The sequence below is a fragment of the Anaerostipes rhamnosivorans genome (assembly GCF_005280655.1).
GTDB classification, from domain to species: Bacteria; Bacillota; Clostridia; order Lachnospirales; family Lachnospiraceae; genus Anaerostipes; species Anaerostipes rhamnosivorans.
The window spans coordinates 365,386-390,038 of the sequence record NZ_CP040058.1; the positions used below are offsets into that span (position 1 = coordinate 365,386).

Genomic DNA, 24,653 nt, shown 5'->3' on the forward strand with positions numbered 1-24,653 from the left:
TAAGGTTTTGGGGAGGGACGCTACATGAAGAAAACATTGTCCAACATACTTTTGGCTGTGTGTATTGTAGTATTTTTATTCAGCGGCTGGAAACTTATAGGATATTTTCTGGAATATAAAAAAGCAGACGACGAATATGATAAGATAGCGCAGGAAGCAGTCAAGACAAAAGGAAAAGAAAGAGTCATTGATTTTAATAAGCTGTTAAAGATAAATCCGGATACGATTGGCTGGGTCTATGCAAAGGAGACCAAGATTGATTATCCGGTTGTCCTCGGCAAAGACAATGACTATTATCTGCATACAACGTTTGAGGGCACAAAAAACAGTTCGGGGGCTGTTTTTATGGACTGCAATGGGGATAAGGATTTTAACTCAGAACATAATATCATTTACGGCCACCATATGAGAAACGGGTCGATGTTCGCGGATCTTATGGAATTCCGGGAGCAGAGCTTCATCAACAAGCAGGATACCATTACACTCTATACTCCGAAAGGGAAAAAGGACCTCAAAGTCATTTCATCCTATGCCAGAAAAGCAGACAAAAAGATCCCGATCACCTTCGGAGACAGAAAAGATATGAAGGAGTATCTGGAGCAGATCCTGACACAGAGTGATATCCAGTCCAAAATACCAAAAAAGATGGTCATGAAGACAAAAAAACTTTATACATTTGTCACATGCAGCTATGAACAAGACGATAACCGTACATTTGTGCACGCAATTGAGAGCAAAGATTAACGAGGACTTATATGTTCAAATTTTCTAAGAAAAATAAAAAGGAACTTGCAGTCATCTGCACGTTTCTTTTTATTGTCACTTTTATTTTTATCTGGATTATCCAGACCATCGGTTTTCCGATTAAGACGAAGGTGGAAAACGGCCACATCAAGGTGATTGATGTGTCAAAGTATAACAAAAAAGTCAACTGGAAGAAGGTCAAGGACCAGCAGATCAACCACGCTGTGTTAAAGATTGGTTCTGGACTTGCAGAAAAGAAGAAGAAAACAGAGGATCCTATGTTCGGTACCAACTACCGCAATGCCAGACTATCCTCCATCCACTGTGGAGTTTATTACTACTCCTATGCAAAAGACGTGAAGTCCGCAAAACAGGAAGCAAAGCATTGTCTTTCGCTGTTAAAAAAGTATGATATTGACCCCTCGGACCTGAAGCTTCCCGTAGTCTATGACGTAGAGGAAGAAAGTATCATGAAAACGGGAAAGAAAAATGTGACAGCCCTGACAAGGGCCTTCTGCGAAGAGATCAAAAAAGCCGGCTATGAGCCTATGGTCTACTCCAACGCCTATTTTCTGAATCAGTATTTTGACTATGAAGGAATCAAGGACTATAAGCTGTGGGTGGCCCACTATACAAAAAAAGAACAGCCAGATATTTCGTACCAGTATCATATGTGGCAGTTTACGGACCAGGCTTCCATAGACGGGGCCAACACGGAAAGCGGCCACTGCGATCTGAATTATTATCTGGTAGATAAGGAAGGGAATCTGTTATGAGAGAAATAAAGAATGCAGCGCTCATCGGCCTTGGGGCCATCGGAGGTTTCGCAGCGCCAAAACTTTGTGAAGCACTGGGAAAAGAACATTTTAAAGTCATTGCAGGGGGAGAACGCAGGGAGCGCCTGGAAAGAGACGGCATCGTCATCAACGGAAAGCAGTGGAAGTTTCAGACTGCGGACCCATCATGGACGATGGAGCCTGTGGATTTTGTCATCCTGAGCGTAAAGTTTACAGCCCTAGATCAAGCGATTGAAGATATCCATAACATAGTAGGCAGAGATACTGTGATCATGTCCCTTCTAAATGGAGTGGAAAGTGAAGAGCGGATCAAAGCGGCTTATCCAGACAACGAAGTGCTTTACTCCGTGATCCGCATCCCAGCTCTTCATCAGGGAAATGAAATTACGTTTCCGGAAGGTTCGGGCAAAATCTCGTTTGGAAACGCAAATAACGATACATTGTCAGAAACGGTGATGGCTGTCAGGGATTTATTTGAAAAATCAGGGATATCATATGAGATTCCGAAGGATATGCTCAAGAACATGTGGCATAAATTTATGACCAATGTCAGTGAGAACCAAAGCGCTGCCATCCTGCGCGTGCCCTATGGCATCTGGACGTTCAGCGAGGATGCCAATGAATTGAGGGAACAGGCTGCCAGGGAAGTTATCGCTATCGCTTCCAAAAAGGGGATCAATCTGACAGAGGAGGACCTTATAGAACACAGAACTTACTTTGAAGGGGCTCCGTTTTACGGGAAACCTTCCACGCTGCAGGATATTGAGGCGGGAAGAAAAACCGAGGTAGAGATGTTTGCGGGATCTGTCATAAAAATGGGAAAGGAGCTGGGAATCCCAACTCCTTATAACCATATGTTTTATCACTGTATTAAGACTCTGGAGACATGGAATGAACATCAGGCCCGTCACAAGTAAGAGGACGCATGAGATGCAATCTCCAATAAAACCGCATAGCCGAAACTGATGATCAAAGCCGCATAGTAGGATATACTGGCGGCTTTTTCATTTGGCCAGCTTCTCCTGGTATCTTTGTCCAGCCATGTTCTCAAATATCCGGAACGCTTGGAAATGCGTCCGATGGCGATTAAGATCAGGGCGCTGAGCACCAGAAAGCCGATGCTCACAGGAATCAGGATCACAATGCTCTGGATCCTCTGGGCCGTAGTCAGAGTCTGGTCAAGTAAAGCCGAGTGCCCGGTCAGCCCATAGATGATGCTCATAATGACGCTGAAGCCGTTAAATGTAGCGTGAAGGAGCATACAGGAATAAATGCTGCCGGATGCCTCAAGAAGCAGCCCCAGCACAAGTCCCAGAGCAAAGGCATAGCTGAACTGATTAAAGTTCATGTGTGCAATGCCGAAAAACAGTGCCGTCAGAAAAATTCCCTTAATAGGGCGGGCCTTTCTCAAACCGGAATAGATAACGCCTCTGAACAGGACTTCCTCCACGACTCCCGGGAGGATTGACAGTGCTAGGATGGAAAGCCATGGATGCTGTGCGGACGTGGTGATACCGGATGAGACAAAGTCGCGGAAAAACAGCTGGCTTAGGTTGTTGATCAGGCTGATGGCCGGAAGGATCGTAAATCCCAGCAGGACCGTCAGCAGCGCGGCGCTGGGCTTCAGAGGTTTTAAGCGGAGGCGTGTTTTAATATCCTCTCTGCACAGTTTCAGATAGCCTGCCGCCAGCAAAAGAACCAGCAGGTAAAAGACGATCATGAACAGGTAGCGGTCCTGAAGGGCAAACTGCAGCAGTGGGGAGATAAAAAAGTAAACAAACAGATACATCAGGCAGAAACAGCCAGGTGACTTAAAATACTTCATAGATCGATGGCTCCTTGTCAGCTTATTTTGTGCGGATTGTTCCGTTCTTGATCTCTATCTTATCCTGCTTTAACAGACGGCCTACAGCGCGTTTGAATGCGTTCTTGCTGAGCCCCAATTCCCTGTCGATGACATCCGGAGACGCTTTATCCGTAAACGGCAGGATGCCGTCATAGCTTTTGATTGTCTCCATGACCAGCTGGCTGTCTGTATCCATCTGCAGATAAGCCTTGTTCCTTGGGGAAAGGTCCAGCTTACCATCCTCCCGCACCCGGATGACACGGACGTTGACGGTATCTCCTACAGAGAGCTTCGTGTGCAGTTCATTGAGTGGGATCAGTCCGAAATACTGGTCATCTACAGCGACGAAGGTACCGATCTCAGGATTGATGCTGTACACAGTTCCGGAGACCCAGTCATCCTTTTCATAGTCATGTTCACTGCTCAGGGCCTGGTAAATCTTCATGGATGCACACAGCCGTTTGCTTTTATCAATATAAAGCCGTACCAGATAGGAATGGTCCGGTCTTACTTTGGAGGTCTGTTCCTTAAAGGGGAGGAATAAGTCCTTCTCAAGCCCCCAGTCTAAAAAGGCACCGATGTCAGTGACCTCTTTTACGGTGAGCACCGCCAGATGCCCTATGGTGATCAACGGATGGGATGTGGTGGCAATTGGACGGTCCTTGGAGTCCTTGTAGACGAACACAGACAGGCAGTCTCCTATAGCGGCGTCTTCCGGCACTTGCTTTTTGGGGAGTAGGATGCTCTGTTCAGTCACTCCTTTCTGGTCATTTAGATATGCGCCGAAATCGGCAAATTTTACAATATAAAGTTCTTGGTTTTCTCCTAATTTAATCATAGTTCTTCCTTTCTTTGTTTTCCTATTATAGCATAAATAACTTTTCATTTGCAGAAAATGTGATACTATAATAAGAAAACGGAGGGTGAAGCAGTATGCAGGAAAAAGAGCGGTATTCAATAGAAGATTTCATCCAGGTGGTGGAGGAACTCCGGGGAGAAAATGGGTGTCCCTGGGATAAAAAACAGACCCACGAATCCCTGATCCCATGTCTTGTGGAAGAGAGCGGTGAAGTGGTGGAAGCCATTGAGAAAAAGGACATGCTGAATCTGGAGGAGGAGCTTGGGGATGTGCTGCTTCAGGTGGTGATGCATGCAAGGATTGCTGAGGAGCACGGAGATTTTGATTTCTCCGATGTGGTGGACGGAGTGTGTAAAAAAATGATCCGGCGCCATCCACATGTGTTTGGAGATGCAACTTTTGAGAGCAGGGAGGAACAATTATCCAGCTGGAGGAAGATTAAGGAATTAGAAAAGATAGAAAAGAAGCGCAAAGCCCGTGAATTGGCTGAAAATAAGGAATAAAGAGCATTTTGGCTTGACATGCTGTCACCTTAATTATACAATGAATTCATGTAATCGAAGAGCAGAAAATTGCTTATGACGAAATTAGGAGGAATATAATCAATGAACAAAACAGAATTAGTTGCGGCAATCGCAAGCAAGACTGAATTATCTAAAAAAGATGCAGAAAAGGCTTTAAAAGCTTTTACAGATGTTATCGCAGAAGAATTAAAAAAGGGTGAGAAGATTCAGTTAGTTGGATTCGGAACTTTTGAAGTTTCCGAGAGAGCTGCAAGAGAAGGAAGAAATCCTAGAAGTGGTGAAGTGATGAACATTCCTGCTTCCAAAGCTCCGAAGTTCAAAGCTGGAAAAGCTCTGAAAGATATGGTAAACGAAAAATAATCGATCAGATCAGGAAGATAAGCTGCCCTCTTTTTATGTGGGCGGCTTCTTTTATTCCATGGGGAGTTTGCACACAATTGCGTAAGGAAATCATATGACTACGTCAAATCGCATTTGGCGCTCAAAGTTGTCAAGCCCCTCAAAGAGTGAGGGGTCCGGAAGATGAGGTGGGCTTGCCCACTTTGTTATTCCATAGGAATACAAGGAGAGTTATTGATGAGACTAGATAAGTATTTAAAAGTGTCCAGGCTGATTAAGCGCCGGACCGTTGCCAATGACGCGTGCAGCGCCGGAAGGGTGACAGTAAACGGCAAAACTGCCAAGGCCGGGACAGATGTGAAACCGGGAGATGAGATCCGCATCCAGTTCGGAAATAAAGAAGCGGCAGTGGAAGTTCTGAGAGTAGAAGAAACAGTAAAAAAAGATCAGGCAGCAGAACTATACAAGTATATCTGACATTTTCTACATGATTTCCGTTCTGCTCTTAGAATGCTTCACTCCAATCATGTAGAAAATGGATAAGATGGCTGATGGAGGAATCAACCAGTAAGACAGAAGGCACCGTGCTGTTAAAGTTTTTCTTCATTGTCGGAAGGAGGCCTTTCCAGAGCCGACTGGAGATAATGAAGAAAAACCCATGCATGTTTATAGATCTCCTTTCATATAGTGTATAAACTATGAAAGGAGATTTTTTCATGATAGAAGATAGACAACCTATGAAAACACATAAAGTGGATTTGCTGAACCGTTCCTTAGGTGTCATTACAGGAGTGAGGGATGTGGTGTCCTTCGATTTAAATGAGATCATACTGGATACAGAGCAGGGGCTTTTGATGATCAAGGGATTTAATCTGCATGTGAAAAAGCTTTTGGTGGAAAAAGGGGAAGTGGAGATTGACGGAAAGGTTGACAGTTTCCTTTATTCAGATGTGGATGACCACAACGGAGGCAAAAAAGAAGGGCTGCTTGGAAGGCTGCTGAAATAATGCAGGAAGCAGTCTTAGGACAGCTTTACTTCTTCCTGGGAGCCGTCTGGTTCGGGGCATGCCTGCTTCTTGTCTACGACGGCATCAGGAGTTTCCGTATTGTATTCAGGCACAAGATGTGGGTCGTATCGGCAGAAGATGTGCTGTACTGGATCTTTGTGGGATTCTTATGTTTCCGGTTTTTGTGCTGGTATAATTGGGGGGAACTCAGGGGGTTTTTCTTTTTAGGGCTGTTTATCGGCATGGCAGTTTACTATCTGCTGATTAGTCCGAAGGTCCTGGAAGGTCTTGTGTTTTTATTACATAATATAAGAAGAATCTTTGGAACAATATTTCGTGTGGTCCGTCATCCTTTTGCTAAAATCGGAATAAATGTCAGATGGAGATTGAAACGGGAAAGGAAAAACGTTAAAATAGCCTTAATGAGGAAGGGGCACAAAAGAGGTGATACACATGGGGAGAAAAAAGATAAGCAGTTATAAAAAGGGTCACAGACAGCGCACAAGAGTGATCTTATTTGTCGTCATTGTGTTCGTTATTGTGATGTCCATTGCTTACCGCAGGCTGTCAGAAAAGTCAGCGGCGCTGAAAAAAGAGGAAGCACAGCTGGAACAGCAGATCGACAAGGCCAAAGATAAAAAAAAGGAACTGAAAGAAAAGAAAGAATATATCAAGACTAAGGAGTTTATCGAAAAGACGGCACGTGAGAAGTTCGGGTTATTTTATCCTGATGAATACGTCCTCCGGCCCTCAAAGTAATGATAAGATAAAAAGGCAGTGCTGCCGGTTATGAAAAAGGAGAAAGCCTGACGGAAAACGTCAGACTTTCTTTTTTTGTGTCATAGGAAATTCCTTCGGAACTTCCTATGACACAAAAAACGCTCCGCGGGGATGCACACAAATGCGCAAGGAAATAATTTGACTACGTCAAATCGCATTTGGCGCGCAAAGTGTACAAGCCCCTCAAAGAGTGAGAGGTTGGGGAGATAAAGTGGGCTTGCCCACCTTGTTTCCTTTTTTTCTTTCCGCTTTAAGCGGAAATTTACTGACTATAATCAATGATACCAGTTACATATAATGAAAAGCAAAGAGGAGGAAACTATGGAGAGATACAACAAGAGATTGATCAAGATTCTTCATTTCTTTTTGGAAAACGAAAAAAGGATCACCGGGGCCAGCATTGCATTGTCTGTAGGAGTGTCCACAAGAACGGTGAGAAACGATATCAAGGAGCTGAACCGGATCCTGGAGGATCACGGGGCGGAGATCACATCAGAGATTGGACAGGGGTATAAGCTTGTGGTGGCAGATCAAAGAAAGTTTGATGTCCTCAAAAAGCAAATCCAGAAGGAGGAGACCTCGAAGCCATTTCAAAACATCATTCCGTCTGATTCAGAGGAGAGGGTGAACTATATCATTTCCAGGCTTCTGCTTCACTCCCTGAACAGCGGGGAGCGGATTGATTTCTTTGATCTGGAGGAAGAGCTGTTTGTGAGTACATCCACCCTGAAAAAAGATCTCAGGACCATAGACGGGATTCTGAAGAAACATGACCTCAGGATCAGTGACACAAAAAAAGAGGGGATGAGGGTTGTAGGACAGGAGACAAAGATCCGGTTCTGCATCTCCGAATATATATTCAACAGCCAAAAAGTCACAGGGGATCTGGGAAACAAGTTCTATAAAGATATTTTTTCATCTGAGGAGGTGGAGAATCTAAGGGTCATCCTGATGGAGGCGATCACGGACTTTAACTTGAGGCTTACTGATATCGCTTTCCGGAATCTTCTGGTTCACAGCCTGATCATGTTGAAGCGTTTTGAGAAAAAGCGCCATGTGAAATATGAAGAGAATGATATTGAGTTGTTTTCGGGAACGAAAGAATTCCGGTGCGCGCAGCAGATCATTCATGAGATTTATCGGAAACTGGATGTCTCTCTGGGGGATGAAGTCTATTATCTCACGCAGCATCTGATCTCCAGCCAGCGGTTTTTGATCGAGAATCTGGACGGAGACTATGAATATAAGGAAGAGATAGAAGAAATCCTTAAGACCATCCGCCAGGGGACCGGGATTGATCTATCGGATGACAATCAACTGATCAACGGGCTTGCCATGCATTTAAGCGCGGCGCTCCAGAGACTGCGTTTTGATATGAACATCAGGAACGAATTCCTGGACAGCATTAAAAACTTATATCCGTTGGCCTTTGAACTTGCCGTGGTGGCCGGGGAGGTCATTGAAAAGAAGCATAAGCTCAAGGCAAAGGAGTCGGAGATTGGTTTTTTGGCCATGCACTTTGGCGCGGCCCTGGAGAGAAAGGGGTTGAACCAGAAGCAAAAGCCCAAAAAGGTCGTCCTGGTCTGTATTGCGGGTATCGCCACAGCTCTTCTGCTGAAAGAAAAACTACAGCACAAGTTTGGCCAGTACATAGAGATCATCAAATCCTGTCCGGTACAGGAGGTAGACCAGGAGCTGGTCGACAGTGCGGATCTGGTGCTGACTACCGTGGAACTCCAGGAGTTCCAATCAGAAAAGATCAAAAAGATCAATCTGTTCCTAAATGACGAAGACCTGAATCATCTGGCTACCGTGATCACAGACAGCGGTAATCAAATGAAGATGATCGACTACAGCAGCATTTTCAGAAAAGAACTGTTCTTTACCGGTATGGAATTTAAGGACAAACAGGAGATCCTGGAGTTTATGACAGACGCCATGGTGGAGAAGGGATATATCAACGGAAAGATCAAAAAATCCATCTTTAAAAGGGAAGAGATGGCCACGACAGAGCTGGGAAGCCTGGTAGCGATCCCCCATGCCTTATTTAATGATATGGAGGAAGCGGCAGTCTCTGTCATGGTCTTAAAAAAACCGGTCATCTGGGAAAACGAAAAGGTGCAGGTGATCTTAATGCTGAACATTCCCCAGAGCAAATATGATGTCTGGGAAATTGTATTTAAGAATCTGTACCAGTTCCTGATCGGCAATTCCGGCGTGGCAAAGTTTGTGAAACAGCCGTGTTATAAACAATTTATTGAGGATCTGCTCAAGCAGGAAGAAAAGCTGAAGGAAGCATCAAGGAGGATATAAAGTGGAAAGGCTAATCTTAAATGAAAACAATGTGAAGTTGCAGGTGGAGGCAAAAGACTGGGAGGAGGCAGTGCGGATCGGGGCAGGAATCCTGGTCAGCCAGGGCTGCGCCAGACAGTCCTATGTGGAAGGGATCATAGATGCGGTCAAAGAGCTGGGTCCTTATATTATCGTGGCCGAGGGGCTGGCCATGCCGCACACCAGGCCGGAATGCGGAGCTACGGACATCGGCTGCAGCCTGGTTACTTTAAAAGAGCCTGTCTATTTTGATGGAGACGAGGAGCCGGTGAGGGTCCTGATCTGTTTTTCGGCAGTGGACAGCGAAAGCCATCTGGATATATTAAAAATGATCGTAGGGTTTGTAGAAAAAGGATGGATCCCGGCCATAGCGGCCATGAAGGAGCAGAGTGAGTTATTTGACTTCCTTGAGAAAAACCAGGATGCCGAATAACAAAAAAGACTGCTGTATGCGTACGGTCTGCCGGGCGCATTGGTATATATGACACAAGACAATTCATTTAGAAAAAGGAGGAGAGAACATGGTAAAGATTTTGGCTGTATGCGGCGCAGGCCTGGGGAGCAGCTTTGCCTGCCAGATGAGTACGGAGGCGGTGTTAAAGGACCTGGGTGTAGAAGCACAGATGGACCACACAGACATTTCCAGCGTATCCGGAGCCCATGCGGATATCATCATGGCTGCAAAGAACTTTGAAAAACAGTTTGAGCGGTTTACGATCGACTGCCCGACCATATTTCTGGAACGGCTGGTGGACAAAAATGAAATCCGTGAAAAACTGGTACCTGTGTTAAAAGAACTTGGAAAACTATAAGAGAAGAGAAAGTGAGGAGAAAATATGTCAGTATTGAATTTTATCATCAATAATATCCTGACACAGGCAGCTGTTATTATCGGCTTGATCGCGTGTCTGGGTCTGGTCCTGCAGAAGAAATCAGTGGGAACCGTCCTTTCGGGAACTATGAAAACCATGCTTGGATTCCTTGTGTTATCAGCGGGATCTACTGTAATCCAAGGATCCCTGGCATTCTTTGGGGATATCTTTAACAAAGCGTTCGGGTTGAAAGGCCTTGTCGCCTCCATTGAGGGAATCAACGGACAAGCCATGAACCAGCTGGGGCTTGGAAAAGAAATCGCCATCACACTGGCAGGTATCTTTGTTGTCAACATCATTCTGGCCAGGGTCACAAAGTTTAAATACATCTTCCTGACCGGACAGGCACTGCTCTGGGAAGCCACTCTCTGTATGGTATTTGCATACTATGTAGGACTTAGGGGAATTCCGCTGATCCTTGCAGGAAGTGTTGTGGGAGGACTGTTTGCTACCCTGATGCCGGCATTTGCCCAGCCGATCGTGCGCAAGATCACAGGAAGCGATGATATCGCTCTGGGACATTTCTGTACCATCGGATATATGTTCACTGCCCTGATCGCTAAATTTACCGGAGACGAATCAAAGTCATCAGAAGACATCAAGCTGCCAAAGAGTATGGAATTTTTACAGGATACCTACTTATCCGTCATGGTTGTCATGATTCCATTTTATCTGATCTCCGCAGCGTTTGCAGGACCAGCAGCCTGTGCCAAATATGCCGGAGACACCAACTACATGGTTTATGCATTTCTTCAATCCTTACAGTTTGTCGTAGGTCTTTATGTATTGATGTCCGGAGTCCGCATGCTGCTTGCCGAGATCGTGCCTGCATTCCAGGGTATCTCCATGAAGCTGGTTCCAAATTCAAAACCTGCACTGGACTGCCCGGTATTGTTCCCATACGCACCGAATTCCGTGATCTTAGGATTTATCTTTACAACCATTGGATCCATTATCGGAATGTTCCTGACACCTGTCTTCGGACTTCCAATGATCCTTCCGGGTGTCATGAGTAACTTCTTTGCTGGAGGTACCGCAGGAATCTTTGCCAATCAGGTGGGAGGCCGCAGGGGTGTTATGATCGGCTGTATTGCCCACGGTATCTTTATCATGATCCTGCCGGCACTGCTCTCACCGATGTTAGGACAGATAGGATTTGTCAACATGACATGTACTGACGTGGATACGGTCGTGACCGGATTCTTCTTCATGCTGATCAAGTCCATCGCAGGAATCTTCTAAATAAGAATGGAGGAATCAAAATGTTCTTTTTCAATAAAAAGAAGAAGGAAACGGCTGCTCCCAAAGAGGCGCAGAAAGTAGACAAAGAGGAACTGTTAAAGACTGCTGCCCAAAAAGAGACAGAGCTTGAGAATGCCAAAGATGAAGACAGAGTACAGCTTCTCAATGAGCTTGGCTCCCTGTATTTCCAGGCAGAAGAGACAGATCAGGCGATCTTTTATTATGAGAGCAGCCTAAAGGAAAGCAAAGAATTAGGAAAAGCCTACACGGATCTTATGAAGCTTTATAACAAAAAGCGTCAGGAAGCCCAGGAGGCAAAGGACGAAGAACAAGTAAAACTGTATATGGATAAAATCTCAGAACTCATGACTTTATCCAAAGACGTCATTCGGGGAAAAGCATAAAAGGAGATCAACAGCATGTATAAAAATTTAATTGATTTATTCAAAGAAAATGAAGGAAAAGGAGCCGTAGGAGCATTTAACGTGCACTGCTTTGAAATGCTCCCGGCTATGATCGGGGCAGCAGGAGAGCTGGGTGTGCCGGTGATCTTACAAACCTCCCTGGGAACTGCAAAATACATCGGATTGGAGCCATTGATCGCTGCAGTGAAAGCCATTGCGGAGAAATCCTCCATCAGCGTTGCTTTACATATGGACCACTGCAAAGACATTGAAGCATTAAAAGAAGCCATTGACCTCGGGTATTCTTCTGTCATGTACGACGGTTCATCCCTTTCTCTGGAGGAAAATATCAAGAATACAAAGGAAGTGGTAGCCTATGCTCATGAAAGAAACGTATCTGTGGAAGGAGAGGTAGGTTCCATCGGCGGCGCAGAGGAAGGTGTTGTAGTAGCTAAGGATGACGCTATGTATACGAAACCGGAAGATGCACTGTATTTTGCACAGAGTACCGGGGTGGACGCATTGGCTGTTTCTATCGGTACAACCCACGGCCAGTATAAATCCAAAGCAAAGATCAATTATGAACTGCTCACTGAGCTGAAAGCAAAATTAGGAAGCACCGGACTGGTCCTCCACGGCGGAACCGGGGTTTCTGATGAGGATATGAGGCGCTGTGTCAGAGAAGGCATGAAAAAGATCAACGTGGGAACAGAACTTAACAAATCCTATATTGAAGTGGTGAGAGAAACCTTTACTGCGGACGATGTGACACCGCTCACCTCTCTCAGGAACCTTCTTGGACCTGCAAACGATAAGATCGCTGAAGTAGTAAAAGAAAAAGCATCTTTATTCAGAATTTAGCGGCACTTTGATGAGACCGGGGAAACCTTCCGAGGGATGGTGTCTTCTCCGGTTTTATCTGTTACAATAGAACATAAGGAACCAGTCAATGAGCCGCCGAAGTTTTAGGGAGAAGGAGTTATTTATGGAGAGAAATGAGATTTTAAAAACGGTTGACCACACACTGCTCGCACAGACTGCAGTCTGGGATGAGATCAAGATTATCTGTGATGATGCCATCACCTATCAGACAGCATCCGTCTGTATCCCTCCGTCTTTTATCAAGAGGGCAAAAGAGTATGTAGGTGATCAGATGAAGCTTTGTACGGTCATCGGGTTTCCCAATGGCTATTCCACCAGCGCCGTAAAAGAGTTCGAGACAAAGGACGCTATCTCAAACGGGGCAGATGAGATTGACATGGTAGTAAACCTGGGAGATATCAAGGATGGCAGTTATGACAAGGTAAAAGAAGAAATCCGTCTTTTAAAAAAGGCATGCGGGGATAAGATCCTGAAAGTCATTGTGGAAACCTGTCTGCTGACTGATGATGAAAAAATCCGCATGTGCCAGATTGTCACGGAAGCAGGAGCTGATTTCATTAAAACTTCAACGGGATTCTCCACAGGCGGTGCCACTTTTGAAGATGTGGAGCTGTTTAAGAAGCACGTGGGAGAAGGCGTTGGCATCAAAGCAGCAGGCGGGATCGCCTCTTTTGACGATGCCAAACGTTTCTTAAGCCTGGGTGCCGGCCGTCTGGGAACCAGCCGGCTTGTAAAGATCGTAAAGGAGGAATAGCCCATGGCAGTCATCTGTGTAGGACAGTCTGTCTATGATATTGTCATACCATATGACACAGCGCTTGTTGAAAACCAAAAATACCGGGTAACCAGACGTTTAGAGTGCGGAGGAGGGCCGGCGTTAAACGCGGCTTATCTCTGTGCGGTCTGGGGAGAGCAGACCTATCTTGTCAGCAGGATCGGGGAAGATGATTACGGGAAAAAGATTAAAAGAATTCTTCTGGAAGCTGGAGTCCACCTGGAATATCTTGTGGAGAGGGATAACATAGAAACACCTTACAGTATCATCCTCTCCAACAGCGACAACGGATCCCGTACTATTTTTAACTTTCCCGGAGAAGTCCAGGATAAGCACTATGAGTATCCGGCGCTGGACGTTGATGTGATCTTAAGTGACGGGCATCTGCCGAAGCTCAGCATACAGGCCATCCGCCGGTATCCGGCTGCCTTATCGGTGCTTGACGCGGGAACCTGCCGGGAGAGCACGATGGAGGTGGCTCCCCATGTGGATTATATTGTCTGCTCTGAAGACTTTGCGAGACAGTACACGGGAAAAGCAGTAGATCTGGAAAAACCGGAGCTCTGCCGTGAGATCTTTGGGCAGATCAAGGAGATCAACAAGAGACACGCAGTCATTACCCTTGGAGAAAAGGGCCTTTTATACGAGGCAGACGGGGAACTAAAACATCTTCCGGCCTATCCTGCAAAAGCTGTGGATACCAGCGGAGCGGGAGACATTTTCCACGGGGCATTCGCCTTTGGTCTGGCAAAGAATCTGCCGCTTCTTTCTATTTTAAAGCTAAGCTCCATGGCATCTTCTATCTCAGTGGAAAGCCTAGGAGGGCAGACGTCCATTCCGGCTCTTGATCTGGTGGAAGACAAGTTAAAGGAGCGGGAGCGATGAAAAAAACATTGATTTTACTGGCGGGATATCCGGGAACCGGAAAGACCTATATGTGCAGCAAAATACTGGAACAGGAAAAGGATTTTCAAGTCATCTCCCAGGATGATATGAAGGAGCAGTTCTGGGATGAATACGGTTTTGACAACATGGAAGAAAAGACTGCACTGGAGAACAAAAGCTGGGAGCTTTATTATCAGAGGATAGAGGAGGCCATGCTGCAGGGAAACCGTTTGATCTCCGACTATCCTTTCAGCGAAAAGCAGAAACCGAGGCTTCGGGAGCTCTGTGAGAAGTATGGCTATCAGGCAGTTACCATCCGCCTGGTAGGGGATCTGGAGGTGTTGTTTCAAAGATCCAAACAAAGAGACCTGGACACCAGCCGCCATCTGGGACATGTCGTCAGCCGTTATCACAAGGGAGATGTTTTGTCAGACAGGACCAAAGGGGACTGTTTTGTGGACTATGACATTTTTATGGAACGGTGCAGGACACGGGGATACGGAGATTTCCAGCTGGGAAGACTGATCCAGGTGGATGTGACCGACTATAGTAAAATTGATTATGAAGAAATTTTAGGACAACTGAAGAAATGGCTGTAATAAGCAGAAAAAATCTCATTCTTACATTTAGAATGAGATTTTTTGTATACATTATAGTTATTACATTAACCGTCTTGTAATATGGTTTCAACCGTGTTATGATAATTAGGAAGATAATTAAATAATAGAAGGGATATAAAATTATGGGAGAGAAAGAATTAACAAGCAGAGAAGTTTTGATCATGAAATGCGTTTGGAGTTCAGAAAGGGAATTATCAATCCAGGAGATCCAGGCAGAACTCAGAGAGCGGTTTGACTGGGATGCAAAGAGATCCACAGTCAGGACTTTTATGAGGGACATGGAGCAAAATGGTTACATATCTGTAGAAAGGAGGGGCAGACATTCTTACGTGAAGGCATTGGCCGGAGAGGAGAGCTATAAAAAGAGACAGGCGGAAAAGATGGTTGATTTATGGTTCGACGGCTCAAAACTGAATTTGGTGAAAACACTGACAGGAAAAGTGTCAGAGGATGAGCAGCAATATCTCAGGGGGATTTTAGATGAGTTGGGAGACGATTGAGATACTGATCAGGGTTTTCACCGGGATATTTCTCTGTTCGATCACAGGCAGCGTTTTATTCTTATACTGGAAACTGATCAGCGGACGCCTGGAGAAAAAGGGAAACGCAAGGCTGAATTATGCGATTTTAAAAATTATCATTGTTTCATTTTTTGTTCCAGTCCTTTCAGTCATATTTGAGAGAATCTCTCACGAGACTCTGTTGTTTTCAACTACGACTGTGATCAGGAGAATAACGGAGGTCATTGGGATCGTATGGATTTCTGGGGCAGTGGTTACGTGTTGTTTTTATATCCTTAAGTTCATACAACTGAAAAAGGCACTTTATAATGCTTGTATCTGTGACAAAAAGATCCAGCATATTGCTGGAAACTGCAGGGACAAGCTGGGTGTCAGGCGGAACATTGAAGTCTATCAGAGCTATCAGGTGCCGGTGCCGTTTATCTGTGGATTTTTACGGCCTAAGATCATACTGCCGGAAGAGCAGTACACCAAGCAGGAGCTTGAGATCATTCTGCTCCACGAGCTGGAGCACTATAAACAGAAGGATATCCTGTGGAAGTTGCTGTGTAATCTTATGGCGTGTGTTCACTGGTTTAATCCACTAAAGAAGGAAATCTGTAGGCAGATCGAGGATTGGAGTGAGGTGTATTGCGATGTACATGTGCTCAAAACCTTCGGAAGCCTAAAGCAGTATTTCAATACGATCATTTCGATTGCCACGGGAAAAAGCGGGTACCGCCAGTATCTGGCATCTGCTCTGTATGAAAACAGCAGAGGGCTGGAACTCAGAATGAGAAGAACCGCTTCGATCCGGAAGATGGCGGGGATTCCATGGAAAAGCGCGCAGATCTTCTTTGTATGTTTTTGTACGCTTGGAGTGGCTACGATTTCAGGCGCGTCTTATGGATATTACAGAGGGTATCTGTATCTGGAAGATGCGACCAGCATAAAGATAGAAGAAGAACAGGACCCTCCAAAAGTAATGGGGGAGAAAAAAAGGGCAGGGATGTTTGCGGTGAATCAGAGGACAATGCAGGATGATGTGCCTGGGAAGGAGAAGGACATATGGATTGACTGGTGGCCTGAGGCAGGAGAGAGCTTGATAAGCGGTAAATTCCGGGCAGAAGAGGGGGATACCATTCATATTATGCTAATGACATCTGAAGATGAGAACACAAAAGTGAAAAATAGTGAAATACTTGCAGGTGTTATACAGCCAGACGGAACACAAAGGTTTGTCTCGGATAAAGACCAGTTGCAGCATAGCTTCCAGATTAGAAAAAGTGGAGAATATCGTTTCTTTGTGGAAAATCAAACAGATAAGAAGATTCAATTGGCAGGAGATTATGAATTGATATCTAAGAAGAACAAGTGAGGAATGGAGGTATAGAGATGAGAAAGAAAATTTTTAAATGTTTAGCAATTACCATGCTTTTTGTTTTAATGGCTATCCCGGTTACAGTCTCCGCAGAAGAAATTGATGGTGAAACAGAATATATTTCTATGGAGGAAGATCCAGAGTTAACAGTAGAAACAGTAGATGAAGTTTTAATGCCTGCCTATACAACAAGTTATGCGTTGAATTGGACTGTAGGTAATACAGTCTTTAAACAGACAAAAGAATTTAGCAAGACATCTGGCAGTACAGTCAGCATTTATGCAAAGATAGCACCTACGACAAAAAACGTAACGATAGGCATAAAAAATACTGGCGGAGCAAGACAATATGTAAAGGCTACAGGAACTGTTAACAAAACTTTTAAAATAACAAAGACAGGGAAATATAGAGTTTTTGTTGAAAACAAATCAGGTAAATCCATTACTGTAAAGGGTAATTACAGAAGGTAATGTACCGGTATGGAAGGGTGGTGATAAGAATAGAGAAATTTAGAACCTGTAGTTTTAAGCTTATACATAAGAAAATTATTATAATAAAGATCCATGCAATACAAATGGCCGGCAAACCAGATATCTGCAAAAGCAGATAGCGTATCACATGGACATCTTTATTATAACAGATGCTGCAAATGTATAAAAGGAGAGAACGTTATGATAAAGAAATTTAGGAAGCCAGCGCTCAGTGCTGTTCTGTCTTTCATTTTGATGTTTACATCTGTCCAGTGGGGCGGTATTTTAGCCGCAGCCAGAGATGTAAAAGCGGCAGAAACGAAAGCAGAAGAGACAAAAAACGTAAAAGAAGTCATTGACAGTGAGAGCACAAAGAATTCCACCACATTCCGATTGTCAGGCGGAAAGAAAGAGTCTGTATTTTATGGACAGGATGTGCGGTACGAGGATGAAAACGGAAACTTAAAAGACTATGACCCAAGCCTTGTGGACATCAAGGAAAAGACTAGTGAACACGGCCATAACCTTAAAGATTATCAATATGAAAATAAAGATGGGGATAAGAAGCAGTATCTTCCGAAGAAACTGACGGAATCCACACCGGTGCTGATGGAACATGATCAATACGAGATTTCATTTTCACCGATCACCGGACAGAACAATACTGACAGCACAGAAAGTGATAAGAAAGACGTAGATAAGGAAAATGCATTTGCATCTATCAATAAATTGACAAGGACAAAGCTTAAGAGAGAGAAAGTCCTGACTGCAGAGGATGAAAAGGAAGAGCTGCCAGTCAGCGTGTCCTATGAGTCTGAAGACAAAAACTGCACGTTCTTATATCAGTCTCTGGATACGGGAGTGAAAGAAAGTGTCACATTAAAAGAGATCCCGGAGAGCAACCAGCTGAAGTTTAAGTTCTATGCCAAGGGACTGGAGGCAAAGAAAAATACAGAGGACGGAGGAATCACATTCTATGACAAGAAAAGTGAAGATATCATTGCCTCCTTAGAAGCACCAACCATGAACGATGCCACAGGGGATGGTTACAGCGAGAAACTATCCTATGATATGGAACCGATTCAGGGAGAAAAGGATACTTACGAATTAACATTGACACTGGATGAAGAGTATCTGAAGGATAAGGATAGGAAATACCCGATCACCATTGATCCGACGGTTACCTGGAAAGGGTCAACGGATTTCTGGGATGTGTATGTGATCAACGGAAGTTATAAAAATACAAACTTTTATGATTCAGGCGTCACAGCTATGATGGCGGGAAAAGCCAGCAAGGGAACCTACAGGACTTATCTCAGATTTAAAGACTTTACTGCAAAGATCAAAAATAAGTATGTGGACTCGGCTACACTGACCATGTATGAAACCGGGGACAGCACCAGCGGGCAGACGATTGAAGCCAGAAGGGTGACTTCCAACTGGTCAAGACCAGGTCTTACATGGAGCAACCGTCCAGGATATTCTACCAATTATGGAAGCGTCAAGACAACCGGGACGATTCATAAATCAAGAGCGATCAACTTGACAAAGTATGCCAGAGAGTGCGCCAACGGTTCCATTACCTCTTATGGCGTTATGCTCAAAAATGCCGATGAGACGAAAAAGTACGGGCAGTTTTACAGTTCCAGATATTCCAATGCCAGTTATCGGCCGAAAATGAGCGTGACTTATTACGATGGACCGACCACGCCTACATCTGCATCTGTGACTCCACAGTACCTGAAAAAGGGACAGACACTCACCGCAAAATGGGCAGGGATCAGTTCAAAGTCCTTAAATCGGGTAGAATATCGGGTTGCAACCTATGATCCGGTGAAGAATGCGGAAGTGAACGCCAGTTACCGTGCCTATTCAAGCAGTACCAAGCTTGGAACCACAGCCAGCGGAAGTGCGTCTGTGGCAGACAGCAAGAACTGGCCGGAGGGGTGTTATAAGTTTGTCATCCGGGGAGTAGACAACGGAGGAATCAATGGAACTGGGAAAGGATATATTTTTTACATAGACGGCACGGCGCCGAAGATCAACAGTATGACCATTGATGCCGGAGATGGAAAGGGAGGATCAGAGGAGAATCCGTCTTCCAATGTGACACCCGCTTTAAAATGGAATGTGACTGAAAAATATCTGTCAAAAGTGGAATATAAGGTTGGAAACGGAAGCTATGTCAATGCAGGCAGCGCACTGGCTGGACAGGTTTCCATTCCAGCATCTAATTTTAAAGATGCTGGAACTTATCAGATTACGATGAGGGTCACAGATAAGGCGGGGTATACTGCAGAGACATCCAAATACTACTATTATATCGACAACTCCAAGGCTGCCGACTATAAGCCGTCAGGGACAAAGCTTGTCAATTCTTACGGAAAGAACATCGTTTCCTGGGATAAAAAAGAAGGACTTCCGGGAAGCATTTGTTATGAAGTATACAGAGGAGGGAGTGCTGACTTTGTTCCAGGACAGGCTGATCTGGTCAGAGCCGGAGCAAAGGATTCTTATTGTGTCGATACAATGGCTGGAGACGGAAAAGATTATTACTACAAGGTCCGTTCTGTAAAACTATCAAAAAAAGGGAATGTCATTGGAACCAGTGATTTTGTGAGTGCAGGGCATGCGAAACAGAGTGCCGGATCTGAATTTAAGCAGTGGCTTGGATCTAAAGAGTATAGAGAAACACTGGAATTCAGCACACCAAACGGAAATGGAACCGTAGATAAAGCAGGCGGTAATCTTACCTTTCAGGCGGAAGACTTTACAATTCCGGCAGGCCAGCTTAACATGGGGCTTACCAGGACCTACAACAGCCAGTCTGATAAGACGGGAATGTTTGGAGACGGATGGTATGATACGTTTCACAAAGAAATATATCAGGTCGGAGACAATTTGATATTCGAAGACAGCGATGGAACTTATGTGACATTTGAAAAGAAGGGGGATTCCTATGTTTCCAGGGAGACCAAAGACTATAAGCTAAGCTTTGAGGAAGAAACTTCAAATACGAGAAGTGCATCTGATACAGGCAGCAGTCCGGCTGTGAAACAGTATATGTCTAAAGCAGCGGGGAGTGTTGTAGGAGTCTTCGGAAAGGGACCCTCCAAACAGATTAGTTTTGAGGCCAGCCATAATGTGTCCTCAGATTCACCGGGAGGCCAGTCTGAGCAAAAGACAGTAACGAAAAATATTACTTATGCATGTACCATTACAACTAAGGATAATACCATTTACCAATTTAACAGCAATGGCCAGCTGACTTCAATGAAAGAGGCCAATGATAACTTTATTGTCTATGAATATGACACCAGAGGCCGTCTGAAAACAGTAACCTCCAACAAGATTAAAACGCTGACCATGAAGTATCATGAAGGAGAGAATGCAGATCTTCTAAAAGAAATCGTTTTGCCTGACGGCACAAAGATGGAATATACTTATTCCGGAAGAAAGCTGGTGAAGGCCGTACACAGCAGCGCTGACGGAAGTGAATCTGTGTCATTTGAATACGGGTATGATGCAGCCAGTTTTGTAAATACCATTAAGGATGCCAAAGGAAATGCATATGATATTGTCTATGAAAATAACCGGGCAGTCAAAGTCAAAAAGCCAAATGGAGAGTATCAGAAAATAGCTTACGGAGATGGACAAACCACAGTTTCTAAGCACAAAACGAATGATGAGAAAATAGCAGAAGATTCCATTACCTATGACAAAGCAAATGGAAAAGTTTTAACTTCCACAAATACCGCAGGAAATAAGACATCCTATCAGTATGAAAATACCGACAATGAACTGCTCTGCACAGGGACAACAACAAAAATAAATTATCAGACGGTATCAGATACAGGAAAGATCAATTTTGCATCTGAAGAAGTGACCACAAAAACACAGTATGATGCCAATGAAAATGTGACCATGGAAAAGGACGAGTCAGGACAAGTGACTCAGACCACCTATGGAACCGGTGGAGAGGCGAACCTTCCAAAAACAGAAGTGACGAAACAGGGTGACGCAGTCATTTCAAATGTCTCTTATTCGTATGATAAAAATGGAAACCCTATAAAAGAATCTGATTCCATTGCGGACACAGAGACTGAATGGGATTATGACGAAGATGGAGAAGTCATTTTAGAAGAAGAGTATGAGGAGGGAGAGCTTCAATCCAAAGAAGAAACAGATTATACAGAAAAGGATCACATTATTACAGAAGACAGCACCCTTACCCAGGGAAATGTAAAAGAATCTTCAACAACAGTCTTAGATGCCATGGGCAGAGAGACGCAGACTCAGGATGAAAATACAAAAGAAATCACAAAGTCAGCCTACGATTTCCTTGGCAGGCAGACAAAGGTTCAAAAAGAACTGGACGGCATAACAAAGACAACCCAAAAGACCTATGATGCCAACGGTGCTCTTCTGTCAGAAGTTTCAGAGACAGGCGTGACTACATCTTACAGCTATGACACCTTAAACCGGGTGAAAACAACGACAGAAGTCTCAAAAGACGGAGTTACAAAGACTACAACGACGGATTATGGATATGCCGATCAGGAAATTCATACACTGAATGGAACTAAAAGCTATCATAATCTGGAACTGACGACAACAACGGTGAATGGCACCGTCCAGAGCCAGACTTACACCGACACTTCTGGAAATACAGTCCGGGAAAAGACCAATGGAATTTATACAGACCATGTGTTTAGCGAAGATGGAAAAGAAATCGCTTCCATTCTTCTGGGAACGGACCAGGGTGCCGAGGTCAAAGGAAAGGTGACCTTAAATCTTTATAACCGCGATGGGAAACAGACCCATACCATCCAGAATCCTGTCGTATCTGGTCAGGATGTTTCTGTGGATCCGGATCAATCCATCGTGAATCAAACAGCCTATGACGACAAAGGAAACGAATCATCTAAGACAGATGGTAACGGACATACCATTGCCTACACTTATGATGACCAGAATCGGGTCATCAAGGTATCTCAGGGAGAAAACAGCACTACCGTTTCTTACAGCATGGGCAGTGACGGGGCTTCCACTACAAGCATCACGGATGCCATGGGTCATGAGAATATTGAAGTGACCAATGCGGCAGGACTTAGTGAGAGTACAACAGATAAAGGAAATCTGGGCGAGAGTATTTCCACCAAGTTTACTTATGACACCAATGGAAATAAGACAAAGGAAACCTATGAAAACGGTGCTTACAAAACTTATCACTATGACAAAAAGAACCGTCTAACCGAGACGAATACCTACGAGGCGCCGGAAGCAGGCAGTGATACAGGAACAAGATCATTAAAAACCGCTTATAGTTACGACAGCAATGACCAGCTTCTTGAGATGGTGGATTATCAGGTCAGCGGCAATACAGAAACCGCTTACCGTTATACAGAATGTGAGTATGATGGTCTTCAGAGGAAAACTGGATATGCTGAGATCAGCCAGTCAGAGAAACCCACTGCGGATGAGATGAAAAGCCACCGCATCCGATACAGCTATGACTCCGAAGGAAAGATAATAAAAGTCACGTATCCCACAACAAAGGATGGCGTAAAGGCTCTGTCTTATCACTATACAAAGAATGGATGGCTTTCTGAGATTCAGGCAGATATAAAGAATGGGGCCGATGTCAAAGAAGCGGATGTACGGACTTATACTTATGATCGTTATGGAAAAGTGACAGAGATCAAAGACTACCGCAACATTCTGTCTGCAGGTGACAAAGCGGTGAAAAAAGTTTACACCTATGACGACTTTGACCGGGTTGCAAAGATGGTCTATACGGATCTTGAACATCCGGATACGGTGATAGAATCCTATACCTATTCCTATGACAAGAATTCTAACATTGTAGAAAAGACGCAGGTAAATAACTATCCGAAAAAGGATCAGGAAAAAGTCAACGAGACAAAGGCTTATACTTATGACTCGCTGGGAAGACTTACAAAGACTGTTACTACAGACCATCAAAAGGAAGACAGCAAAAAGACCGTTACCTATACTTATGATAAGGTTGGAAACCGTCTTTCTGAGGAAAAAGGTGATACAAAAACAACCTATGATTATAATGGACTGGATCAGATCACAGCTTCCACCACATGGAAAGATGGTACAGCAAAAGAGAACAGGCAGTATGTCTATGATAAGAACGGGAATGAGATAGGACAGACCAATACAAAGACCGGGGAGATTATTTACCGCACTTATGATGCAGAAAACCGCCTGTCCGAAGTATCTGTCACAAAGGACGGGAAGAATGCTGTCGTGCAGCAGAATCGTTATAATGGAGATGGACAGCGTACCCAGAGGGTAGAAGGTGAAAAGACAACCAACTACTATTATCAGGACGGAGCCGTATCCTACACGACCGATGCCAATGGAGAGCAGACATCCCAGGATCTTTTTGGAACAGACGGAAATATTGTTGGGACCCAGAGGTATTCAGGGGATAAAACTGCATACTATGTGTATACCAAAGACATCCAGGGAAGTACCACAAACCTTTTGAAGGAAGACGGGACGGTAGATGTTTCCTATCGTTATGATGACTTTGGAGAGACGGATAGTGTTGGGGATAATACATCCGAGAATGAAACCTGTTATACTGGCGGACGTTATGATGAGACGACGGGGCTTTATTATCTGAATGCACGGTATTATAATCCAGAGGATGGAAGGTTTTTGTCTGAGGATACCTATCGTGGGGAAGTGAATGAGCCGGATAGCCAGCATTTGTATGTTTATTGTGCTAATAATCCGGTGAACTATGTGGATCCAAGTGGACATAAGTTTTTAGGATATTGGAGTTCAAAACAACATTACTACGCATTTAATCAAAATGCACCGCAAATGTACGCAGGATATAATGATTTTTATGATATGAATTCTTGGGCTGTGGGTGACTTGACTACAAAGAAGATTGAGACTTCACATTGGCGTTTACAGTTTTGGAAAGGTATATATGGGCCACCATATGTACCAGCGGTAGCAAATGGTTGTGAAATCGGTTTATACTATAGAAAATCAACCCGGAGCAAACACTGGAATTGTGCATATGACTCGAACAAAAGGTTAAGAATGAGAATGTCTTTATATGCAAATGGGAAAAAATTATTTACACGTGATAGTAAAACATCGACTGACCAAGGAAAAGCATGGTGGTTAACAGGATTTACTCCTAGACCATATTTACCAAAAAAGAAGACATGGGGAAAAACTACTTTAAAAATGACAGGTACATTGTGGTTTCCTTCAAGTGGAAAATACAGGACACAAATGAGGGATTTATCTAAAAAATTGGCTAAGGCTAAGTTTAAAAACTTGAAGGTAAACGGGTCATTAACGAGGAGGACATTTTCCTGGAAAGGATGGTAGGTTAAT

General features: G+C 44.2%; 24 protein-coding genes. 22 read left to right on the top strand and 2 right to left on the bottom strand.

The window, feature by feature from the left end; genetic code table 11:
- Nucleotides 1-24 precede the first annotated feature (24 nt).
- Genes srtB through AR1Y2_RS01850 form a run of 3 tightly spaced genes read left to right on the top strand, consistent with a single transcriptional unit; the run spans nt 25 to nt 2,458 of the window.
- A complete protein-coding gene (gene srtB, locus AR1Y2_RS01840; protein WP_137327432.1) occupies nt 25-744 on the top strand; it encodes a class B sortase in 720 nt (239 codons plus the stop codon).
- An 11-nt stretch (nt 745-755) separates the two neighbouring features.
- Entirely contained in the window at nt 756-1,520 is a 765-nt protein-coding gene (locus AR1Y2_RS01845) for a glycoside hydrolase family 25 protein (protein WP_137327433.1), read from the top strand.
- Nucleotides 1,517-2,458 (top strand): ketopantoate reductase family protein, encoded by a 942-nt coding sequence (locus AR1Y2_RS01850; RefSeq protein ID WP_137327434.1) that lies wholly within the window; start codon nt 1,517-1,519, stop codon nt 2,456-2,458. The genes AR1Y2_RS01845 and AR1Y2_RS01850 overlap by 4 nt, the downstream gene beginning before the upstream one ends.
- Here the strand turns inward: AR1Y2_RS01850 and AR1Y2_RS01855 are convergent.
- Both AR1Y2_RS01855 and AR1Y2_RS01860 read right to left on the bottom strand, forming a co-directional pair.
- Nucleotides 2,449-3,366 carry a CPBP family intramembrane glutamic endopeptidase gene (locus AR1Y2_RS01855; protein ID WP_137327435.1) on the bottom strand — a complete coding sequence of 306 codons (918 nt, stop codon included), beginning with the start codon at nt 3,364-3,366 and terminating at the stop codon, nt 2,449-2,451. The genes AR1Y2_RS01850 and AR1Y2_RS01855 overlap by 10 nt on opposite strands.
- Before the next feature lie 22 nt (nt 3,367-3,388).
- Nucleotides 3,389-4,225: a CvfB family protein gene (locus tag AR1Y2_RS01860; RefSeq protein ID WP_137327436.1), complete on the bottom strand. Its 837-nt coding sequence runs from the start codon at nt 4,223-4,225 to the stop codon at nt 3,389-3,391.
- Nucleotides 4,226-4,320: 95 nt separating this feature from the next.
- Here AR1Y2_RS01860 and AR1Y2_RS01865 point away from each other — a divergent pair, with 95 nt between their 5' ends.
- The 19 genes from AR1Y2_RS01865 (at nt 4,321) to AR1Y2_RS01955 (ending at nt 24,647) form a co-directional block, all read left to right on the top strand.
- The gene (locus AR1Y2_RS01865; RefSeq protein WP_137327437.1) at nt 4,321-4,749 is read left to right on the top strand and encodes a MazG family protein; all 429 of its coding nucleotides are present in this window, start codon (nt 4,321-4,323) and stop codon (nt 4,747-4,749) included.
- Between the two features lie 102 nt (nt 4,750-4,851).
- The gene (locus AR1Y2_RS01870) at nt 4,852-5,130 is read left to right on the top strand and encodes an HU family DNA-binding protein (protein ID WP_137327438.1); all 279 of its coding nucleotides are present in this window, start codon (nt 4,852-4,854) and stop codon (nt 5,128-5,130) included.
- Between the two features lie 216 nt (nt 5,131-5,346).
- Nucleotides 5,347-5,586, top strand: coding sequence for an RNA-binding S4 domain-containing protein (locus AR1Y2_RS01875; RefSeq protein WP_137327439.1), 240 nt, complete (start codon nt 5,347-5,349; stop codon nt 5,584-5,586).
- Between the two features lie 239 nt (nt 5,587-5,825).
- A complete protein-coding gene (yabP, locus tag AR1Y2_RS01880) occupies nt 5,826-6,116 on the top strand; it encodes a sporulation protein YabP (protein ID WP_009289329.1) in 291 nt (96 codons plus the stop codon).
- The gene (gene yabQ / locus AR1Y2_RS01885; protein ID WP_137327440.1) at nt 6,116-6,598 is read left to right on the top strand and encodes a spore cortex biosynthesis protein YabQ; all 483 of its coding nucleotides are present in this window, start codon (nt 6,116-6,118) and stop codon (nt 6,596-6,598) included. The genes yabP and yabQ overlap by 1 nt, the downstream gene beginning before the upstream one ends.
- Nucleotides 6,570-6,875, top strand: a complete 306-nt coding sequence (locus AR1Y2_RS01890; RefSeq protein ID WP_137327441.1) for a septum formation initiator family protein — start codon at nt 6,570-6,572, stop codon at nt 6,873-6,875. Before yabQ ends, AR1Y2_RS01890 begins: the two co-directional genes overlap by 29 nt.
- Nucleotides 6,876-7,217: 342 nt before the next feature.
- Nucleotides 7,218-9,209: a BglG family transcription antiterminator gene (locus AR1Y2_RS01895; protein WP_137327442.1), complete on the top strand. Its 1,992-nt coding sequence runs from the start codon at nt 7,218-7,220 to the stop codon at nt 9,207-9,209.
- A gap of 1 nt (nt 9,210) precedes the next feature.
- Nucleotides 9,211-9,660, top strand: a complete 450-nt coding sequence (locus AR1Y2_RS01900; RefSeq protein WP_137327443.1) for a PTS sugar transporter subunit IIA — start codon at nt 9,211-9,213, stop codon at nt 9,658-9,660.
- Nucleotides 9,661-9,748: 88 nt separating this feature from the next.
- Nucleotides 9,749-10,039: a PTS sugar transporter subunit IIB gene (locus tag AR1Y2_RS01905; RefSeq protein WP_137327444.1), complete on the top strand. Its 291-nt coding sequence runs from the start codon at nt 9,749-9,751 to the stop codon at nt 10,037-10,039.
- 24 nt (nt 10,040-10,063) lie between these two features.
- Nucleotides 10,064-11,341, top strand: coding sequence for a PTS ascorbate transporter subunit IIC (locus tag AR1Y2_RS01910; RefSeq protein WP_137327445.1), 1,278 nt, complete (start codon nt 10,064-10,066; stop codon nt 11,339-11,341).
- 20 nt (nt 11,342-11,361) lie between these two features.
- On the top strand, nt 11,362-11,745 hold the full coding sequence (locus AR1Y2_RS01915) for a tetratricopeptide repeat protein (protein ID WP_137327446.1): 384 nt from the start codon (nt 11,362-11,364) through the stop codon (nt 11,743-11,745).
- Nucleotides 11,746-11,760: 15 nt separating this feature from the next.
- Nucleotides 11,761-12,606, top strand: coding sequence for a class II fructose-bisphosphate aldolase (locus tag AR1Y2_RS01920; protein ID WP_137327447.1), 846 nt, complete (start codon nt 11,761-11,763; stop codon nt 12,604-12,606).
- Between the two features lie 124 nt (nt 12,607-12,730).
- The gene (deoC, locus tag AR1Y2_RS01925; RefSeq protein WP_137327448.1) at nt 12,731-13,381 is read left to right on the top strand and encodes a deoxyribose-phosphate aldolase; all 651 of its coding nucleotides are present in this window, start codon (nt 12,731-12,733) and stop codon (nt 13,379-13,381) included.
- Nucleotides 13,382-13,384: 3 nt separating this feature from the next.
- Nucleotides 13,385-14,287, top strand: coding sequence for a PfkB family carbohydrate kinase (locus tag AR1Y2_RS01930; protein ID WP_137327449.1), 903 nt, complete (start codon nt 13,385-13,387; stop codon nt 14,285-14,287).
- Nucleotides 14,284-14,886: an AAA family ATPase gene (locus AR1Y2_RS01935; RefSeq protein WP_137327450.1), complete on the top strand. Its 603-nt coding sequence runs from the start codon at nt 14,284-14,286 to the stop codon at nt 14,884-14,886. The genes AR1Y2_RS01930 and AR1Y2_RS01935 overlap by 4 nt, the downstream gene beginning before the upstream one ends.
- A 143-nt stretch (nt 14,887-15,029) precedes the next feature.
- The gene (locus tag AR1Y2_RS01940; protein WP_137327451.1) at nt 15,030-15,407 is read left to right on the top strand and encodes a BlaI/MecI/CopY family transcriptional regulator; all 378 of its coding nucleotides are present in this window, start codon (nt 15,030-15,032) and stop codon (nt 15,405-15,407) included.
- Nucleotides 15,388-16,785, top strand: coding sequence for a M56 family metallopeptidase (locus AR1Y2_RS01945; protein ID WP_137327452.1), 1,398 nt, complete (start codon nt 15,388-15,390; stop codon nt 16,783-16,785). The genes AR1Y2_RS01940 and AR1Y2_RS01945 overlap by 20 nt, the downstream gene beginning before the upstream one ends.
- A gap of 17 nt (nt 16,786-16,802) precedes the next feature.
- On the top strand, nt 16,803-17,258 hold the full coding sequence (locus AR1Y2_RS01950; protein ID WP_137327453.1) for a hypothetical protein: 456 nt from the start codon (nt 16,803-16,805) through the stop codon (nt 17,256-17,258).
- 201 nt (nt 17,259-17,459) lie between these two features.
- Nucleotides 17,460-24,647 (top strand): DNRLRE domain-containing protein, encoded by a 7,188-nt coding sequence (locus AR1Y2_RS01955; protein ID WP_175403563.1) that lies wholly within the window; start codon nt 17,460-17,462, stop codon nt 24,645-24,647.
- Nucleotides 24,648-24,653: the final 6 nt, after the last annotated feature.

Coding starts and splice junctions, on each gene's coding strand:
- srtB (WP_137327432.1), top strand. CDS start 25: ATGAAGAAAACATTGTCCAACATACTTTTGGCTGTGTGTATTGTAGTA.
- AR1Y2_RS01845 (WP_137327433.1), top strand. CDS start 756: ATGTTCAAATTTTCTAAGAAAAATAAAAAGGAACTTGCAGTCATCTGC.
- AR1Y2_RS01850 (WP_137327434.1), top strand. CDS start 1,517: ATGAGAGAAATAAAGAATGCAGCGCTCATCGGCCTTGGGGCCATCGGA.
- AR1Y2_RS01855 (WP_137327435.1), bottom strand. CDS start 3,366: ATGAAGTATTTTAAGTCACCTGGCTGTTTCTGCCTGATGTATCTGTTT.
- AR1Y2_RS01860 (WP_137327436.1), bottom strand. CDS start 4,225: ATGATTAAATTAGGAGAAAACCAAGAACTTTATATTGTAAAATTTGCC.
- AR1Y2_RS01865 (WP_137327437.1), top strand. CDS start 4,321: ATGCAGGAAAAAGAGCGGTATTCAATAGAAGATTTCATCCAGGTGGTG.
- AR1Y2_RS01870 (WP_137327438.1), top strand. CDS start 4,852: ATGAACAAAACAGAATTAGTTGCGGCAATCGCAAGCAAGACTGAATTA.
- AR1Y2_RS01875 (WP_137327439.1), top strand. CDS start 5,347: ATGAGACTAGATAAGTATTTAAAAGTGTCCAGGCTGATTAAGCGCCGG.
- yabP (WP_009289329.1), top strand. CDS start 5,826: ATGATAGAAGATAGACAACCTATGAAAACACATAAAGTGGATTTGCTG.
- yabQ (WP_137327440.1), top strand. CDS start 6,116: ATGCAGGAAGCAGTCTTAGGACAGCTTTACTTCTTCCTGGGAGCCGTC.
- AR1Y2_RS01890 (WP_137327441.1), top strand. CDS start 6,570: ATGGGGAGAAAAAAGATAAGCAGTTATAAAAAGGGTCACAGACAGCGC.
- AR1Y2_RS01895 (WP_137327442.1), top strand. CDS start 7,218: ATGGAGAGATACAACAAGAGATTGATCAAGATTCTTCATTTCTTTTTG.
- AR1Y2_RS01905 (WP_137327444.1), top strand. CDS start 9,749: ATGGTAAAGATTTTGGCTGTATGCGGCGCAGGCCTGGGGAGCAGCTTT.
- AR1Y2_RS01910 (WP_137327445.1), top strand. CDS start 10,064: ATGTCAGTATTGAATTTTATCATCAATAATATCCTGACACAGGCAGCT.
- AR1Y2_RS01915 (WP_137327446.1), top strand. CDS start 11,362: ATGTTCTTTTTCAATAAAAAGAAGAAGGAAACGGCTGCTCCCAAAGAG.
- AR1Y2_RS01920 (WP_137327447.1), top strand. CDS start 11,761: ATGTATAAAAATTTAATTGATTTATTCAAAGAAAATGAAGGAAAAGGA.
- deoC (WP_137327448.1), top strand. CDS start 12,731: ATGGAGAGAAATGAGATTTTAAAAACGGTTGACCACACACTGCTCGCA.
- AR1Y2_RS01930 (WP_137327449.1), top strand. CDS start 13,385: ATGGCAGTCATCTGTGTAGGACAGTCTGTCTATGATATTGTCATACCA.
- AR1Y2_RS01935 (WP_137327450.1), top strand. CDS start 14,284: ATGAAAAAAACATTGATTTTACTGGCGGGATATCCGGGAACCGGAAAG.
- AR1Y2_RS01940 (WP_137327451.1), top strand. CDS start 15,030: ATGGGAGAGAAAGAATTAACAAGCAGAGAAGTTTTGATCATGAAATGC.
- AR1Y2_RS01945 (WP_137327452.1), top strand. CDS start 15,388: ATGAGTTGGGAGACGATTGAGATACTGATCAGGGTTTTCACCGGGATA.
- AR1Y2_RS01950 (WP_137327453.1), top strand. CDS start 16,803: ATGAGAAAGAAAATTTTTAAATGTTTAGCAATTACCATGCTTTTTGTT.
- AR1Y2_RS01955 (WP_175403563.1), top strand. CDS start 17,460: ATGATAAAGAAATTTAGGAAGCCAGCGCTCAGTGCTGTTCTGTCTTTC.